At 63.3% G+C, this 17,071-nt stretch carries 15 protein-coding genes; 9 read left to right on the top strand and 6 right to left on the bottom strand.

Annotated elements, in window-relative coordinates; translation table 11 throughout:
- Nucleotides 1-3 precede the first annotated feature (3 nt).
- Nucleotides 4-399: a chorismate mutase family protein gene (locus CH296_RS22090; RefSeq protein WP_230597022.1), complete on the bottom strand. Its 396-nt coding sequence runs from the start codon at nt 397-399 to the stop codon at nt 4-6.
- A 282-nt stretch (nt 400-681) separates the two neighbouring features.
- On the bottom strand, nt 682-1,020 hold the full coding sequence (locus CH296_RS22085; protein ID WP_027497120.1) for an RNA polymerase-binding protein RbpA: 339 nt from the start codon (nt 1,018-1,020) through the stop codon (nt 682-684).
- Between the two features lie 192 nt (nt 1,021-1,212).
- On the opposite strand from CH296_RS22085, the gene CH296_RS22080 reads away from it, so the two are divergent.
- The 4 genes from CH296_RS22080 to CH296_RS22065 all read left to right on the top strand — a co-directional run bounded on the left by CH296_RS22080 (nt 1,213) and on the right by CH296_RS22065 (nt 4,454).
- Nucleotides 1,213-1,545, top strand: coding sequence for a hypothetical protein (locus CH296_RS22080; RefSeq protein ID WP_032398096.1), 333 nt, complete (start codon nt 1,213-1,215; stop codon nt 1,543-1,545).
- Between the two features lie 90 nt (nt 1,546-1,635).
- Nucleotides 1,636-2,091: a tellurite resistance TerB family protein gene (locus tag CH296_RS22075; protein WP_032398482.1), complete on the top strand. Its 456-nt coding sequence runs from the start codon at nt 1,636-1,638 to the stop codon at nt 2,089-2,091.
- 195 nt (nt 2,092-2,286) lie between these two features.
- Nucleotides 2,287-3,960 carry a cation:proton antiporter family protein gene (locus tag CH296_RS22070; protein WP_082322663.1) on the top strand — a complete coding sequence of 558 codons (1,674 nt, stop codon included), beginning with the start codon at nt 2,287-2,289 and terminating at the stop codon, nt 3,958-3,960.
- Nucleotides 3,957-4,454 carry a DUF6328 family protein gene (locus tag CH296_RS22065; RefSeq protein ID WP_094685764.1) on the top strand — a complete coding sequence of 166 codons (498 nt, stop codon included), beginning with the start codon at nt 3,957-3,959 and terminating at the stop codon, nt 4,452-4,454. Before CH296_RS22070 ends, CH296_RS22065 begins: the two co-directional genes overlap by 4 nt.
- Nucleotides 4,455-4,490: 36 nt before the next feature.
- Here the strand turns inward: CH296_RS22065 and CH296_RS22060 are convergent, their stop codons facing one another.
- From CH296_RS22060 to CH296_RS29065, 3 genes are all read right to left on the bottom strand, one after another.
- Complete coding sequence (locus CH296_RS22060) at nt 4,491-5,573, bottom strand: diguanylate cyclase (RefSeq protein ID WP_094685763.1); 1,083 nt, start codon at nt 5,571-5,573, stop codon at nt 4,491-4,493.
- A gap of 503 nt (nt 5,574-6,076) precedes the next feature.
- A complete protein-coding gene (locus CH296_RS22055) occupies nt 6,077-7,228 on the bottom strand; it encodes a GNAT family N-acetyltransferase (RefSeq protein WP_094685932.1) in 1,152 nt (383 codons plus the stop codon).
- 42 nt (nt 7,229-7,270) lie between these two features.
- Complete coding sequence (locus CH296_RS29065) at nt 7,271-7,438, bottom strand: hypothetical protein (RefSeq protein ID WP_179277795.1); 168 nt, start codon at nt 7,436-7,438, stop codon at nt 7,271-7,273.
- A gap of 285 nt (nt 7,439-7,723) precedes the next feature.
- On the opposite strand from CH296_RS29065, the gene CH296_RS22050 reads away from it, so the two are divergent.
- Together CH296_RS22050 and helR are read left to right on the top strand one after the other, a co-directional pair.
- Nucleotides 7,724-9,919 carry an EAL domain-containing protein gene (locus tag CH296_RS22050; protein WP_094685762.1) on the top strand — a complete coding sequence of 732 codons (2,196 nt, stop codon included), beginning with the start codon at nt 7,724-7,726 and terminating at the stop codon, nt 9,917-9,919.
- 134 nt (nt 9,920-10,053) lie between these two features.
- Nucleotides 10,054-12,231, top strand: a complete 2,178-nt coding sequence (helR, locus tag CH296_RS22045) for an RNA polymerase recycling motor ATPase HelR (protein ID WP_094685761.1) — start codon at nt 10,054-10,056, stop codon at nt 12,229-12,231.
- Here the strand turns inward: helR and CH296_RS22040 are convergent.
- Nucleotides 12,192-13,091 (bottom strand): LysR family transcriptional regulator, encoded by a 900-nt coding sequence (locus CH296_RS22040; protein ID WP_094629452.1) that lies wholly within the window; start codon nt 13,089-13,091, stop codon nt 12,192-12,194. The genes helR and CH296_RS22040 overlap by 40 nt on opposite strands.
- A 72-nt stretch (nt 13,092-13,163) precedes the next feature.
- Here CH296_RS22040 and dapA point away from each other — a divergent pair, with 72 nt between their 5' ends.
- The 3 genes from dapA to CH296_RS22025 are packed head-to-tail and all read left to right on the top strand — an operon-like array spanning nt 13,164 to nt 17,070.
- On the top strand, nt 13,164-14,108 hold the full coding sequence (dapA, locus tag CH296_RS22035; protein ID WP_094685760.1) for a 4-hydroxy-tetrahydrodipicolinate synthase: 945 nt from the start codon (nt 13,164-13,166) through the stop codon (nt 14,106-14,108).
- A 6-nt stretch (nt 14,109-14,114) separates the two neighbouring features.
- Entirely contained in the window at nt 14,115-16,499 is a 2,385-nt protein-coding gene (locus CH296_RS22030) for an excinuclease ABC subunit UvrA (protein ID WP_094685759.1), read from the top strand.
- 4 nt (nt 16,500-16,503) lie between these two features.
- Nucleotides 16,504-17,070, top strand: coding sequence for an isochorismatase family protein (locus CH296_RS22025; protein WP_094647889.1), 567 nt, complete (start codon nt 16,504-16,506; stop codon nt 17,068-17,070).
- Nucleotide 17,071: the final 1 nt, after the last annotated feature.

The following is a 17,071-nucleotide window of genomic DNA, read 5'->3' as shown; positions in this document are numbered from 1 at the left end:
CTTCTACCGTTCACTGTCGAGGCCGGGCCCGGGCGTCGGAGAATCGATGATCGAATCCTCGACGCGACATGCCTCTGCAATCATCGATCGATACAGATCTTCGAGAAAATCGGGAGACAGTCCATTGGCCGACGCGAATTCTCGTGCTCGTTCGGTCACCAGTCCGACGCGGCCTGGTTGCATCATCGGAATGTCATGTTCACGTTTTACGTGTGCAACTCGTACACACACATCGATGCGGTCTCGAATTGCAGCGCGCAGAACCTCGTCGATTCCGTCCAACTCGCGCCTCAACTCCGCAAGCTTCTGCTCGCCGACTGCGCGATGACCTTCCGATTTCGCATCGGAGGCCGCCGTACGCAAGGCGTCGGTCGAGCGCTGATCAGAATCCTGGCTCACGTGTTGATGCCCCCTGGTTTATTCGACTCCGGTGCCTGCTGTTTATCGATATTGTCCGATAACTGTTACGGCAACCGTTCACGAATCGTCCACTTGTGTGACAACCGATACTCGATGATGTCACCTCGGACTCTGACACCGCCAGTCGATCGTATTGGAATCCTCGTTCGGTGGACAATTAATGCGACAAAGCACATCGAAACATTCAGCAGGTTCGAATAGCACAAAAAAAACTGCACCGCCGGATTGTTTCCAATCAGGCGGTGCAGTGAGCGGCGACGGTCATGCGCCGCGGCGCTTCACCTTCAGCAGGTCCAAGCGTTCCTTGAGGAGTTCTTCGAGCTCGTCGACCGAGCGACGCTCGAGCAACATGTCCCAGTGGGTGCGGGGAGGCTTGACCTTCTTGGCCTCCGGCGCGGTGCCTTCGATCAGCGACCCTTCCAGGCCGTTGCGGCATGCCCAGGTTCCGGGAATCTCGGCATCGTCGGCGAACGGTACGTCGAACTCTTCGCCGTTGTCGCACCGGTAGCGCGCAACGCGGCGGGGTGCCAGGTCGTGATCACGGTCGGTCTCGTAACTGACCGCTCCCAGCCGACTACCTCGAAGTACACGATCTGCCATGGTGAAGTCCTCTCCATCGATAGTAGGTACGTGCGCCGAAGCCATCCGTCGACTTCGAACTACACCGTCTACCCACTGATCTACAACGTCGCCGCACGTCGGTTCGTTCCCGAGCCGATGGGTCCAGGCGCGGTCCGATCGGCGCAGCTTATCGGGCGATCTTACCTCGCGGCCGCAGTAGGCTGAACGACCATGTCCGTCAGAACCCGCCGCGACCAGACATGCACCTGGTGCGGACGCCCGGTCGCCGATTCCGGAACCGGCCGGAAGCGGCGGTACTGCCGTCAATCGTGCCGTCAACGCGCCTACGAGCAACGCAGCGCGACCAAAGGGACGTCGATTCCCGACGACGCTGTCGTGTTGACCGCCGAGGAGGTATCGGCGGCGGCCGACAGAGCGTTCGAAGTTCGGTGTGCTGCCGAGGACGTCAGCACTGCGGTGACGGAGGGTGCCGACGCCGCCGAATTGCACCGACTGTGCGTCGAACTGTTGGCCAAGGCGCACGATGCAGAACGGCTGCGCTGAGCTGGAGTTCCTCTCCAGTTCACCGACTACGTGGACAATGGTCGAAGCCCGCGCGACTGTGCGGGCGAGTACCACCTAGTGAGGAGCTCCATGGCGTTCTGGGATCAACTCAAGTCCAAGGCACAGGAATTGAACGGCCAGCTGCAGACGAAGACCAGCCAGTTCAAAAACAAGGAATTCGCCAACGGCAGCATGGCCATGTGCGCCCTGATCGCGGCGGCCGACGGCACCATCGATCCTGCCGAGCGCCAGAAGACGGCCTCTCTCATCGCCGGTAACGAGGCACTGCGAGTGTTCGAGCCCGACGAACTTCGGCAGAAATTCGACTGGTACTGCGACAAGCTGCAAGGAGATTTCGATTTCGGGAAGGTCGAGGCGACAGCCACGATCGGCAAACTGAAATCGAAGCCCGACCAAGCACGAGCCGTCATCCAGATCGGCATCATCATCGGCGGCGCAGACGGCCATTTCGACGATCACGAGAAGGCCGCAGTGCGCAACGCGTGCTTCGCGGTCGGAATCGATCCGGCCGAGTTCGAGCTCTGAAAGTTCCCAGCCGAAGCGTCACGTAGGAACGGCGGTCGACGAAGCGATCCGCTTCGTCGACCGCCGTTCGCGTCGAGCCTCGTGCGCTGTGAAATTGCGGTCTTGCCGGGATACTGAGGACACTCCGACGGCATGTGCCGATGTCGAACGATCCGTTGGAGATCCGGTTGCAGCCCACCAGCAAAGGGACCGTGCATGACAGTTGCCGCGATCTACCTCGTCATCGCCTTCGGTTTGGGTGGACTTGCCATGGTGGTACGGCTGCCTCCACTGGTCGGATTTCTGGCTGCCGGTTTCGTCATCAATGCACTCGACGTCGGTGAGGTGCCCCAGCTCGAGCTGCTCGCTGATCTGGGTGTGACGCTGCTGTTGTTCGCCATCGGTCTCAAGCTCGACGTTCGTATTCTGCTGCGACGGGAAGTGTGGCTGACCACCTCGGTGCATCTGGTGATCAGCGTCGTGGTCGGTACCACCGTTCTGTGGCTGGCTGCCGTGGCGGGGTTGGCCATGCTGTCCGGGCAGAGCCTGACGACGATCGCATTGCTCGCCTTCGCCATGTCGTTCTCGAGCACCGTCTTCGTGGTCAAGGTTCTCGAGGAGCGAGGGGAGTCACACGCCCTCTACGGACGGGTGGCGATCGGTGTCCTGGTGATGCAGGACATCGTCGCCGTGGTGTTCCTGACCGTCACCAGCGGCACGCTGCCCAGTCCCTGGGCGCTGATGCTGGTGCTGCTGTGGCCCGTCACTCGCATCCTCCGACGAGTATGGAGCGGACTGGGTCACGGTGAGATGCAATCCCTCTTCGGCATCGTGATGGCGCTGGTGCCCGGTTACGCGCTGTTCTCCGCACTGGGTCTCAAAGGAGACCTGGGTGCACTGATCATCGGTGTGCTGCTGGCGTCGCATCCGGCATCGTCCGAGCTGTCTCGATCGTTGTTCCACATCAAGGAACTGCTGCTGGTCGGCTTTTTCGTCTCGATCGGTCTGTCCGGTCTACCCGACCTGCCCAGTCTCGGCGTCGCACTGCTCATGGTGTTTCTGTTGCCGCTCAAGTCCGTGCTGTATCTCGCGTTGTTCGCCCTGATGAAGTTGCGATATCGAACAGCTCTCCTTGCCGGGTTGAGCCTGATGAACTATTCGGAATTCGGATTGATCGTCGTCTCGGTCGGAGTGACGACCGGCCTGCTGGCACCGGCATGGCTGGTCGAGATGTCGATAGCCGTGGCCCTGAGCTTCGTGGCGTCGGCGCTGGTCAACGGACGAGGGCACCTGATGGTCGAGAAGATTGCGACTCGTTTGCCCGAGCAGGACGAGAACAGTCTGCATCCGGAGGAACGTTCCGGTGACGCCGGCGATGCAGAGGTCGTCGTGATCGGGATGGGGCGTGTCGGGTTCGCGGCGTATCAGCGGCTGACCGACCACTACCGCCTCGGTGTGGTGGGTGTCGACTACGACGGGCCACGCATTCGCCGACTCGCCGACCAGGGCCTGCGAGTGATCGAAGGCGACGCGACCGACCTGGACTTCTGGAACCAACTACGCCACTCCGAGTCGGTTCGAATCGCGGTGCTGGCGATGCCGCGTCACGGCGCCAACGTCACTGCCCTCGCCTGTCTGCGCGAATCCGGGTTCAGTGGCACGGTCGCTGCTGTCGCGCGCTACGACGACGAAGTGCAGTGGGCCAGGGATCACGGTGTCGACATCGCCTTCAACGTATACGCGGGAGCGGGCTTGGAGCTGGCGGACCAGGTTGGCCATGCGTCCCCGGTCCAGGGCAACGACGCTCTCGCCGACGATCGTGGTACACCCGCCGTCGACGGCGTCACCCGACCGGTGACCGAACCGGCAACACACAAGGAGAGCCCGTGACCGATCGGTCGATACCTCCCAATGCCGAGTGGAATGCACGGGCCAGGGGAGAGACGCCGACTCAGCAGCTCGACAGGAACTGGCTCGGGTTACTTCAGGAACTGCGCGTCGAACAGACCGGGGTTCAGCTGTTGACCGGATTTCTCCTGACCCTGCCGTTCCAACAACGGTTCGACGACGTGTCCACATTCGGCCGAGCGGTGTATCTGATCACCGTCAGTGCGTCGATCGTTGCAACCATCCTTTTGATTGCGCCGGTGGGAATGCACCGAATTCTGTTCCGTCACAAAGAAATCGATGCACTCGTACGGGTCGGCAACCGACTCGCGATCGCAGGCCTGTTCATGCTCGGCATCGCACTGGTGGGAGTAGTGGCTCTCACGTTCGACTTCGTGGTCGGTCCGCTCGTCGGCATCGTAGCGGCACTGGTCGCTCTGACCCTTCTGCTCACGTTGTGGGTGGCACTCCCACGGTGGTATCTGAAAACTCGATGACGTTGCGGTGACGACGAATTCGCTCGGTGTCTGCTCTCACGCCGGCCAGCGACTGCGTTTCGCTCGATACATCTCCGAGTCCGCGATGCGGAGTACGTCGTGTGCGGACTGCCGCACATCACTGTCCGCGTCGACGGGTACCACTGCCGACCCGACACTGACGGTGAGTCCGGACAACATCCGGGCCCGTCCGAGGCGCTCCACGAGCTCTGCAGTTCGGTCGGTGAGGTCGGCAGGTCGCCCGACGGCAATGCACGCGAACTCGTCACCGCCCAGTCGTGCGACGATCCAGCGGTTGGCCGCCAGCGCTCGCATGTGCTGGGCCACATCGACGAGAACCGCGTCGCCGGTGTGATGTCCGTAGCTGTCGTTGACACCCTTCATCCCGTCGACATCGGCGGCGACGGCGCATATCACCTTCGGTTCCACATCCGGCGTCGTCATCGCGGTAGCAGCTACTGCAGCGAACAGCCCGCGACGGTTGTGCAGGCCGGTCAGCGGGTCCACCAGCGACTCCCGCGCCCGAGATCTGAGCTCGCTCACGTACACCATCAGAATGAGCGGAGACGCGAACATCAACAGCATGGTCGAACTGTGTGCGGCAACGACCCAGCCGCTGGCGACGTCCGCGTGCACGGTGAGTACGGCCACCACCGCAAGGACGCCGGTGGCGAAAACGATGTGCACGAGACAGGGGAGTAGCGGCACCGCCACCACAGCCAGAGTGGTGATGACGGCGAAGAGTACCGTGCCGCCGATCGCAGTCATTGTCGTGTCCTTCAACAACAGACCGGCGGCGATCGATACATCCGAATACACGATGAATGCAGTCAGCAGACGCGGTCCCGGCCATCGACCGAAGAACCAACGCAACGCGACCGGAAACGCGGTCAGGCTGATTGCTACCACCGCATGCACTCGCCAACCGCTGTATTCCTCGGACGGTGCGCTCAGTAAACCGATGAGACCGATCGACAACGTCCCCGAGCCGACGAGTAATCGAATGACGCGAGTTCGAGTCGCGTCCAGATCCAACAGCCCCGCCACCGAACTGTCCGCGCGCTGTTGCGACGACACACGTCGACCCGAGGCCGAGATGAACGGACGAACGGCGAACATCGGGTGACCTTCGGCTGGTATCTGCACCGAGCAATTTCACGGACAGTAGCAGAAACGTGCGCTTCGACCACGGAATCAGCTGATACCGATCGAAATGACCGTTTTCGACATGATCACCGTCGCACTGAGAAGATTCCAGCTCCCGCCGCATCACCTCAAAACGTCACTGTGACGTTTCGTAGTAGTGAAACGGGGCCGACCCAGGAGCGGCCCCAGAGGTGGCCTGGATCAGGTGGATACGCGCACGTCATCCAATCACAGCGAAGAGCCGAGCCGGCCAACGGCGGACGGCCGGATCGATGCTCGAAAACTGCGCGCACGCCGGCGGAAGAGTGGATGCAGACACACCCGTACATTTCGACTCACACGAACCCGACCGCCGTGCCGACCGGCCAGTCAGCTTCCGAGCTGCGCCATCTTTTTGCCGATAATCAACATTATGTCAAGTAGTCGCAACCGCATCGAGTGCAGGCGCTGCCCCGTGACTGTTCATAGGGATCCGTCTAGACGGATCGAAGAAAACACCGTGCAGCCTCGAGTCGATGGGCGTCGTAGTCATCCCATTTCGCCGCAGGGACCTCCCGGTGCCCGACTTCGACGAAATTGCGTTTGACGAAGAACTCCGCGGCTTCACTGCTGACGGTGACCGCAAAAAGGTTTTCGATGCCCCTCGTGCGGCACTCCTCCAACAGTCCGTCCATCAGCAGGCCACCCGCTCCCAGTCCGGAGAACTCGGCGACTGTGATCAGACCCGACACTTCAGCGAATCCCGTTCCTGCGTAACGGTCTATCTCCAGCCCGACGATACCGGCGAGGTGCCCGGTACGCAGTACCCGCGCACCGAGTCCTCCGACCGCCATCCTGGCAATCTCTATCCGACTGCGCTGCTTGAGGACTCCTTCTCGCACTCCCTGTGCGACCAACGCCTCGATTGCAGGGAAATCGTCGACCTGCAAGGACGCCAAGTGGAGGTAGCGCCCCTGGGTTAGGACGGTCCCCCGGCCGTCGAATGTGAACAGCTCGAACTCGAGATCCTCGCCGCGGCAGAGGTTTACGCTGTATGCACCGCCGGCAAGTGCCGCCTCGGCCGCGGACGGAAAGTCGTCGAGACCCCGTTCGGCCAGATGAGCGACCAGTCGCTCGCGGTGCAGGTCCATGTCGGCGAAGCTGCGAGGAGGATCGCCCCAACCTCCTCCCGGGTCGGTCAGAACCATCTTCGAAGCCCGCACGCTCGCAGACACGGTGCCTGCGGTGCGCGCGACCGCGGTTGCCTCCGCCCCGATCACGACGCATTCCGAGTCTGCGATAGCGAGCCACAGACGGGCGACGGACTCGTCATTCCAGACAGTTCCACTCTCCATGGCCACACCATTGACTGCGGCGGCGACTTGCGAAACGTGGTCGACCGGAACCACGAAAATGAATCGCGTATCACCAGGACCGAACTCCCCGACCGTTCGTTTCACTGCCTCGAGCGCAGCGCTGCTCAACACGGGAAGGGCAATCACGATCGTGACCCCGCGGAATTCCTCGATGAAGAAGTCACGCTCGGAAACAGGCACCCCGCTGGACGTCAGTTCGATCGCCGCCTCGCGCGGGACCGCAGGACGCGGCCGCAGTTTTCGTGGATTCGCGCGCAGATCGTAGTTCGTCATGATGGGTCCCAGTTTGGACTGCAGTCTCGCCCCCTGCAACGCTCACGAATTCTCGGGCGTCATGACACTCGACAGCGCGAAGCGCACCGTCAGTTCGACGTCGCCGTCCACCCAGGTGATCGACACCGTGAGCCCGCTCGGCCACCGACCGTGTGGGGCGACTGCGAGATCGTTGTCACGATCAGCTGCGTTCCTCTCCGGGGACGACATCGATTCTTCGGTCGCGTTCGTGTCGAGAACATGACGATCGTGTGGTGACCGTTCCGCCGTCCGCCAGACTCGAGCGGGTCGAGGTCACGATGGTGGGCGACGTGGCGATCTTCGTCGATGAACGTCCCCTCGACGCCCACGGTGGACAGACCGACGAGCGGCGACGAGCGAATCCGTCCGCCCCGCACACACAGGTCTACGTCGTGTTCGCACCCTTGGAACGTGAACCACGAATAACATGGGTGCGATGCGCTCGTATCCCGAGCGAAACGGATCGGAGGGCCGATGTTCGATCTCCCGGACGATCCGGTGAGTCTTCGATCCTTCCTGGAACGTTCTCCGGACTTCGTTGCGCTGTCCGACTTCACGGGGAGAATTCTGTACATCAATCCCGCAGGATCAACCCTGATCGGACTCGATGACGTGGCCGATGTCGGCCAACTCTCGGCCTTGGAACTGCTCACCTCAGACGGAGTCGATCTCACCGACGACATCGCCGCCGGGCTGCTCTCCGAAGGCAAATGGGAGGGGTACTGCGAGCTGCGCCATCACGTGACCGGGACCGGCATGCCGGTGGTGGTGTCGTCCTATGTGATCCCTCGTGACGACGGCGGCGCCGACGTGGTGGCATCCACCATTCGGCACCGACATACGGTGGAGCAGCGCAATGCCAGGATCGCGGCCGATGCAGTGGTCGCCGGTCGTCATGCTCAGGAGCAGAAGGCTCTGGCCGATCTGAGCCGATTCGCCGTCATCGCCGAGCTACCCAGTTTGCTCACCGCAGCAACCGCCACCGCAGCCACCCTGATCGGCGTGGGAAACTCCGCCATCGCCCACCTCGAGCACCCGACCGACCCGTACTTGACCATGGACGCGGCCAGCGGTGTACTCGGTATGCGTCAGGACATTCCCTCCGGGGACGGTTCGTTGGTGGGACTCGCCCTGACCCTCTCGGAGCCTGTCGTGTGCAACGACTGTCACACCGAGAATCGATTCCGGACCGACACGATGATCTCGCTCGGCCTGCGCAGCGGCGTCGGAGTTCCCATCTTCACCGCCGCCGGAAAAGCGTGGGGAGTTCTCTCCATTCACAGCGTCGAGGCCCGTCTCTACCGCGACGAAGAGGTGTCGTTCCTCAGTTCGGTGGCCGGCATCGTATCCGCGGCGATACGACGCATCGACCTCGAACTTCAACTGCGACGACGCAGTACTCACGATGCCCTGACCGGTCTACCCAACCGCACCCTCGCATACGAGGTCATCGATTCGGCACTGAACCGCGCGAGACAACAGTCCGGCACCGTGGCTCTTCTGCTGCTCGACATCGACGACTTCAAGATCATCAACGACAGCTTGGGACACGACGCCGGAGACAGGGCGCTGGTCAAGTTCGTCGAACGGCTCGCCTCGGCGATCCGAGACGCCGACACCATCGCGCGCCTGGGCGGCGACGAATTCCTGATCGTCTGCGAGGGTGTGGACAGCGTGGCTCATGCGGAGGAATTGGCGCGACACATCACGAGTTCCATTGCGGTTCCCTTCTCGGCCGAGGACGTGCCCATTCCCTTGAGCGCCAGCATCGGTATCGCGGTGTCCGAACCGAATTCGACTCGGCACGAGCTGATCCACCGCGCCGACTTGGCCATGTACCGCGCGAAGGACAGTGGGACCGGCGGGCATGCCGTTTTCGATCCCACCGATCTCTACGACGCGGATCGCATCAGGTCACTGTCGATAGATCTGCGAGCGGCGCTGCGCGCCGACGAGCTCACTCTCGCGTACCAACCGTTGGTGGACATCGCGTCGCGGAAAATCGTCGCGGTGGAGGCACTCGCCCGCTGGAATCACCACGAGCTCGGCCCCATCGAACCGAGCGAGTTCGTCGGCGTCGCCGAAAGAACAGGTCTTGCAACACCATTGGGCGCATGGGCGCTGCGTACCGCCTGCACGGCCGCGGCGCGATGGCGGACGTTCTCCGACATCGTGGTTCGCGTCAACGTCAGCGCGCTGCAACTCCGCGATCCCGACTTTCCCGCCGAGGTCGCGTCCATACTCGCAGAGACAGGACTGCCTGCCTTCGCTCTCGGACTCGAGGTGACCGAGACCGTGTGGGTCGCGGACACCGAACGGGTCGCCGACACCGTCTCTGCCCTGCACGCAATGGGTGTGGCTCTGCTGCTCGACGACATGGGTAAAGGCCACAGCTCCATGTCGTATCTCGACCGCTACCCCATGTTCGAGTGCTTCAAGATCGACAAGTCGTACATCGCCCGGCTGCCCGCTCCCAGGGCTCGCGCGATCGTCTCGGCCATCGTGGCACTGGCACGCGCATTCGACGTCACCGTCGTCGGCGAGGGCGTCGAGACCGAGGAGCAACTGGAGGCACTGGCCGCTACCGGCTGCGACTTCGCGCAGGGATACCTCTTGGGCCGGCCGGTCGGTGCCGGTGCCATCGCCGATCTGCTTCTCGGTGCCGGATGAATCGCGGAGGAATCGGAAAGCGACGATAACGTCTTTCCACTTTCAACATATAGCGCACCCCGGGGCTTGCGGCAAGACCCCGTGCAGGGCTCAGAATGGCTCGCTGCAACCGAGAACCATTCGATCGGAGTCCTGTGAAGCATGTGCACCCAAGCATTTTCGCCCTACCCGACAGCCTCGCACGCAAACGTGATCCAGCGCTGATCGGCCACGACGAACGACACTTCTCCGCGATACGCTCGAGCATCGAGAAGTCTCGATCCGATACCGCGGCGCAGCTCGAGGCCGCGCAGAAGTCGTCGGGCCGAATGGGCCGAGAGGTGATGGAGCGGGACTTCGAGATTCATAGGTTGGGCGGACGTCTCCGTTCACTTCGTCGGTACGGGGTGGATCTGTGCCTGGGTCGAGTCGTGGCCTCCGATACGGACGAGCCGGTGTACATCGGACGACTCGGATTGTTGGGGACATCGGGTGAACAACTCCTCGTCGACTGGCGCTCCCCCGCGGCCGAACCCTTCTTCGGTGCCACTCACGCCAATCCCATGGGGCTGCGGAGTCGTCGACGATATCGGTGGACGAACGGCACCATCACCGACTATTGGGACGAGGTGTTCGACCTGACCGGACCGATCACCGACGCTGCACTCGACGATCAGTCTGCCTTCATCGCCAGTCTGGGTACGGCACGTTCACCGCGAATGCGTGACGTGCTGGGCACCGTTCGAGCAGATCAGGACGCCATCATTCGAGCGGACGCCCGGGGCGCGCTGGTCGTCGACGGTGGCCCGGGAACCGGGAAGACCGTGGTCGCACTCCATCGCACCGCGTATCTGCTGTACACGCAGTCGCGTCTGGGACACAGCCGCGGCGGCGTGCTGTTCGTCGGCCCACACGAGCCGTACCTCGCCTACGTCTCCGACGTCCTTCCGAGTCTGGGTGAGGACGGTGTGCGGACCTGCACGCTCCGGGATCTCGTCGCCGAAGGCACGGACGTGGTCGAAGAGCCGAATCCTGCTGTGGCGCAACTGAAGGCATCCGCCGACATGAGCGTGGCGATAGAGGCGGCCGTTGCGTTCTACGAGCAGCCGCCGACTCGGAACATGATCGTGGAGACGGAGTGGGCCGACCTGAGGCTGACGCCGGACGACTGGGCCGAGGCGTTCGAGGCACCCGATCCCGGCACTGCGCACAACGAGGCTCGCGAACAGGTCTGGGACCTGCTACTGACGATTCTGGCCGACCGCTACGACGGTGACGAGGACCCAACCGAGATACGGAAGTCGTTGCAGAACAACGAGCCTCTGCGCACGGAGCTCGAACGATCCTGGACGATCATCGACGCTGCCGACCTCGTCGCAGATCTGTGGAGCGTTCCGGCGTATCTCCGTAGGTGCGCACCCTGGCTCGGCCCCGAGGAGATTCGTTCACTCCAGCGACCCGATCCGACGCGGTGGACGGTGTCCGATCTGCCGCTGCTCGACGCCGCACGAATGCGGCTCGGAGATCCCGAGCATTCACGCCGCACTCGACGTCGCGAGTTGGCCGCGGCTGCGGAGCGTGCGCGAATGGACCGCGTGGTCGACGAACTCATGGCCGCGGACGACGACGAGATGATGGCTGCACAGTTGCGGCAGGACGGAATTCGCGATGCACTCGTCGATTCGGCGGGCTTCGAGGAGATCCCGACGGATCCCTCGGCGGGGCCGTTCGCACACATCGTCGTCGACGAGGCGCAGGAGTTGACCGACGCGCAGTGGCAGATGGTCCTGCGACGATGCCCGTCGGGCAGCATCACCATTGTCGGAGACCGGGCGCAAGCGCGGCAGGGGTTCGCCGAGTCCTGGGCCGAACGGCTCGGACGGGTCGGACTCGACCGGGTGAGGATCGCCACCCTCGGTGTCAATTACCGCACCCCGCGGGAAGTCATGGCCGCGGCCGAGCCGGTGATTCGCGCGGCTCTGCCGGACGCCAATGTTCCGGTCTCCATCCGCAGCACCGGTGTGCCCGTCGAATACGCAGACACGGCAGATCTGGCATCAATTCTCGACCGATGGCTGGACTCGAATCCCTCCGGAATCGCTTGCGTCATAGGCAATCCCGCATTTCCGGAGTCGGAGCGAATCCGATCCCTGACTCCGCAGTTGTCGAAGGGACTCGAATTCGATCTGGTCGTTCTGATCGACCCGGATTCCTTCGGGACAGGAGTCGAGGGTGCCGTCGACACGTACGTGGCGATGACACGCGCGACCGGACGGCTGGTGCTGCTGACCACTCAGCGCGAGGCCGCATCGAGGACGTCCAGCACGGCATGAATGGCCGGGCTGGCGTCGGCGCTGCGCCGCCACGCAGCCTGCACCTCACGAGCGGGAGCGTGCTCGAGCGGCACCGCGACGAGACCGGCTCCGAGCAGCGGACGCGCGAGGCGCGGTACCAGAGCGAGAACATCGTCGGCTTCGACCAGCGCGAGTTGCGTGGAGAAGTCGTCGACGAGATGGCGAACGTCGACCTCGGCGGACGCCTCGGCGAACAGCCGACGAAACCACTGGTGACATACCGTCCCGGCCGGGCTCGTCACCCACGGGTACCGAGCGAGGTCGGCATGGGTCAACGCGGTCTTCCGTCGAGCGAGGGGGTGAGTTCGCTTCATGATCACGTCGCCGAAGTCCGTGTGAATCGGTTGCCGAACGACCGAGGGAGGAGCGGGCACCCATACCCCGTCTGCGTCGTGCACCAACGCCAGGTCTGCGGTACCGGAATACACGCTGTGCAGTGCACGATCCGGATCCTCCTCGCTGATGTGCACGGTCAGATCCGGATACCGTCGATTCAGCTCGACCAGCGCGGGCGCCAGCAAGCCGCGCACCGCGGTCGAGAATCCGACCAGCCGAACTACCCCACGTGGTACGCCCTCGTCTGCGGATCGAGCCGCCTCGACGCACCGTTCGAGAGCGTCGAACACCTCCCCCGCGGACTCGACCACCGCCCGACCTGCGGGGGTGAGCACGACTCCCCGACCGGCCTGCGCCAGCACCGGGGTACCGATCTGCCGTTCGAGTCGTTTGATCTGCTGGGAGATCGCCGAAGAGGTGTAGCCGAGCTCGTCGGCCGCCCGCGCAAGAGTGCCCAGGGCTGCGACGGCCCGCAGGGCGTGCAGAGCACTGACATCGATCATGAAGCAAAAATACGCAGTATTACGGAAAATGCCTCGCTGGACCTCATCTATCGGGCGGTCCACACTCGGACCATGATCACCACTGCGTCGCCGGCCTCGACGAGCTTCGGCACGAACGTCGTCGCCATGGCGACCCCCATGCACCCCGATGGATCGCTCGACCGAGGGGGCGTCGATGCCCTTCTCGCGCATCTGTCGGCAACACGGTGTAATGGCGTCGTCGTCGCCGGAACGACCGGAGAAGCACCTACCCTGACGCGCCACGAAATCTCGCAGCTGATTTCCCGGACACGTCGTCATCGCGATCACGCTCTTCGTGTGACCGCGGGAGTCGGCACCAACGACACCTCCACGGGGATCGAGATGGCTCGGTCCGCAGCGGCAGCCGGTGCCGACGCACTGTTGATCACCGCTCCGTACTACTCGCGCCCCACCCAGACCGGCATCGCAGAGCACATCGTCGCCATCGCCGAGGCAGGTGAGCTGCCCGTCATGGTCTACGACGTCCCGGCGCGCACAGGTGTGGCCATCGAGGCGTCGACGCTCGAGGCACTCTCTCGTCACCCTCTCATCGGTGCCGTCAAGGACGCGAAGGGTGACCTGTACGAGGCCATGACCGTCATGTCCTCGACGAACCTCGCCTACTACTGCGGAATCGACGAACTCGCGCTCCCCTACCTAGCCTCCGGTGCAACAGGACTGGTCAGCGTCACCGGCAATGTGGTGGCAGACCGCTACGCCGAGCTGATCGATGCGGTCCGCGCGGGCGACCTGCTCCGGGCGAACGCAGTACAGCGATCACTCCTGCCGTTGACCGACGCCGTCATGCGCACGACGCAGGGAGCCGTCATGGCCAAGGCCGCACTCGCCAGGATCGGCGTCATCTCCGACGCGACCGTGCGACGCCCACTTCTGGAGTCCTCCGCGGCCGATCTGAGACGACTCGACGCTGCCCTCTCGGCCACCGAAATCGATCAGGAATCGAGAAGCAGGCACGTTCCGGTACGACTAGCCTGACTGCTCATGGCGACGAAGAAGGTCACGCAGGGCTCGGCACCGCATGCTGCCGACAGTCACGATTTGATTCGTGTGCGGGGGGCGCGGCAGAACAATCTTCAGGACATCGATGTCGAATTACCCAAGCGCCGACTGACCGTGTTCACCGGCGTCTCCGGCTCCGGCAAGAGCTCGTTGGTCTTCAGTACGATTGCGGCCGAATCACAGCGCATGATCAACGAGACCTACAGTGCCTTCGTTCAAGGATTCATGCCCACGCTGGGCAGACCGGATGTCGACGTCATGGACGGACTCACCACGGCCATCATCGTCGATCAACAGCGCATGGGCGCCAATCCCCATTCCACCGTCGGCACTGCGACCGACGCCAACGCCATGCTCCGGATCCTGTTCAGCCGAATCGGAAAGCCGTATATCGGCTCCGCACAGGCCTTTTCGTTCAACGTCGCATCGGTGTCCGGTGCAGGCGCGTACAAGGTGGACAAGGGCGGCAGGCAGACCACCGAGAAGAAGTCCTTTTCCGTGACCGGTGGCATGTGCCCGCGCTGCGAGGGCAGAGGCGCCGTCAGCGACTTCGACCTCACCGCGCTCTACGACGCGAGCAAGTCATTGAACGAGAGCGCGATCACGATCCCCGGTTACAGCATGGAAGGCTGGTACGGGCGCATTTTCCGCGGCTGTGGGTACTTCGACCCGGACAAGCCCATCTCGAAATACACGAAGAAGGAACTCGACGATCTGCTCTATCGCGAGCCGACGAAGATCAAGGTCGAGGGCATCAATCTGACCTACTCGGGTCTCGTGCCTCAGATCCAGAAATCGTTCCTGTCCAAGGACGTCGACGCAATGCAGCCGCACATCCGCGCATTCGTCGAACGCGCGATCACCTTCACGACATGTCCCGACTGCAACGGCACCCGACTCAACGAGGGCGCTCGGTCGTCGAAGATCGAGGGCATCAACATCGCCGACGCATGTTCCATGCAGATCAGCGACCTGGCGAAGTGGGTCGGCGGCCTGAAGGAACCGTCGGTGGCACCACTGCTGACCACGCTCGGTGAGACCCTCGACTCGTTCGTCGAGATCGGGCTCGGTTACCTGAGCCTCGATCGTCAGTCGGGAACACTGTCCGGTGGAGAGGCTCAGCGCACCAAGATGATTCGTCACCTGGGATCGTCGTTGACCGACGTGACGTACGTGTTCGACGAGCCCACCACCGGCCTGCATCCCCACGACATCGAGCGGATGAACAACCTGCTGCTTCAGCTGCGGGACAAGGGAAACACCGTTCTGGTGGTGGAGCACAAGCCCGAGACGATCTCCATCGCAGACCACGTCGTCGATCTCGGTCCCGGTGCGGGAAGCGCAGGCGGGCACGTCTGTTTCGAGGGCACCGTCGACGGATTGCGCCGGAGCGACACCGTCACCGGTCGGCATTTCGACGATCGGGCATCACTGAAGAAATCCGTACGCGAATTCTCCGAGGTGCTCGAAATTCGCGGCGCGGACTCCCACAATCTCCGCGAAGTGGACGTCGACGTTCCACTCGGTGTGCTGGTCGTCGTCACCGGCGTCGCAGGCTCGGGCAAGAGTTCGCTCATTCACGGATCGCTCTCGGGGACAGACGATGTGGTCTCGGTCGATCAGGGGGCGATACGTGGATCGCGGCGAAGCAACCCCGCGACGTACACGGGCTTGCTCGAACCGATCCGCAAGGCGTTCGCCAAGGAGAACGCCGTCAAACCCGCGCTGTTCAGCTCGAACTCCGAAGGCGCGTGCCCGACGTGCAACGGCGCGGGCGTCATTTACAGCGACCTCGCGATGATGGCCGGCGTCGCCACGGTGTGCGAGGAGTGCGAGGGCAAGCGATTCCAAGCATCGGTACTCGAGTACCACTTCGGCGGACGCAACATCGACGAGGTGCTGTCGATGTCGGTCGCCGAGGCCGAGGAGTTCTTCGCCGACGGCGCGGCCAAACTGCTACCGGCGCACAAGATTCTGCAGCGCTTGAACGACGTCGGGCTCGGATACCTCAAGATCGGCCAGCCGTTGACCACACTGTCGGGTGGCGAACGCCAACGCCTCAAGCTGGCGACGCACATGGCCGACAAGGGCGGGATCTACGTGCTCGACGAGCCCACCACCGGGCTGCATCTCGCCGATGTCGACAAGCTGCTCGGGTTGCTCGACCGGCTGGTCGACTCCGGCAAGTCGGTGATCGTGATCGAGCACCATCAGGCCGTCATGGCCCACGCCGACTGGATCATCGATCTCGGACCGGGTGCCGGCCACGACGGAGGCCTCGTCGTGTTCGAGGGAACACCTTCCGATCTGGTGGCAGACGGTTCGACCCTGACCGGCCGGCACCTGGCCGCGTACGTAGGGAGCTGAGTTCGTGACCACCCTGGCCCACCGGAACGCCACCGCACTGGTCATCGTCGACGTCCAGAACGACGTGATGGTCGCCGTCCACGACCGGCAGCCCGTCGTCGACAACATCGTGACCCTGGTATCGCGAGCCCGAGAGACGAGCACGCCGGTGATCTGGGTGCAGCACTCCGCCGAGAAGGAGCTGCGCTTCGGGACGGACGGGTGGAAGCTTCTCGACGCTCTGCCCGTGGTTCCAGGCGATCGAATCGTCCACAAGAAGCACGGCGACGCCTTCGAGGACACCGGTCTCGAAGCCGACCTCGCTTCGTTCGGCGTGGGGCACGTCGTCATAGCCGGCGCGCACACGGACTTCTGCATCAGGTCCACGCTGCACGGAGCCTTGGTCCGCGGATACGACGTGACGCTGGTGAGCGATGCCCACACCGCCGAGGACCTGACCGAGTGGGGCGCGCCGCCACCTGCCCAGGTCATCGCGCACACGAACATGTACTGGGACAACCAGACCGCTCCCGGCCGGACCGCCGAGGCCGTCGTCACCGAGAAGGTCGATTTCACCCGATCGATACCCTGAA

Origin of the sequence: Rhodococcus sp. 14-2496-1d (assembly GCF_002259365.1) — a bacterium.
Lineage (GTDB): Bacteria > Actinomycetota > Actinomycetes > Mycobacteriales > Mycobacteriaceae > Rhodococcoides.
The sequence above is the reverse complement of the archived record's forward strand: the minus strand, read 5'-3'. Positions and strand labels throughout refer to the sequence as shown.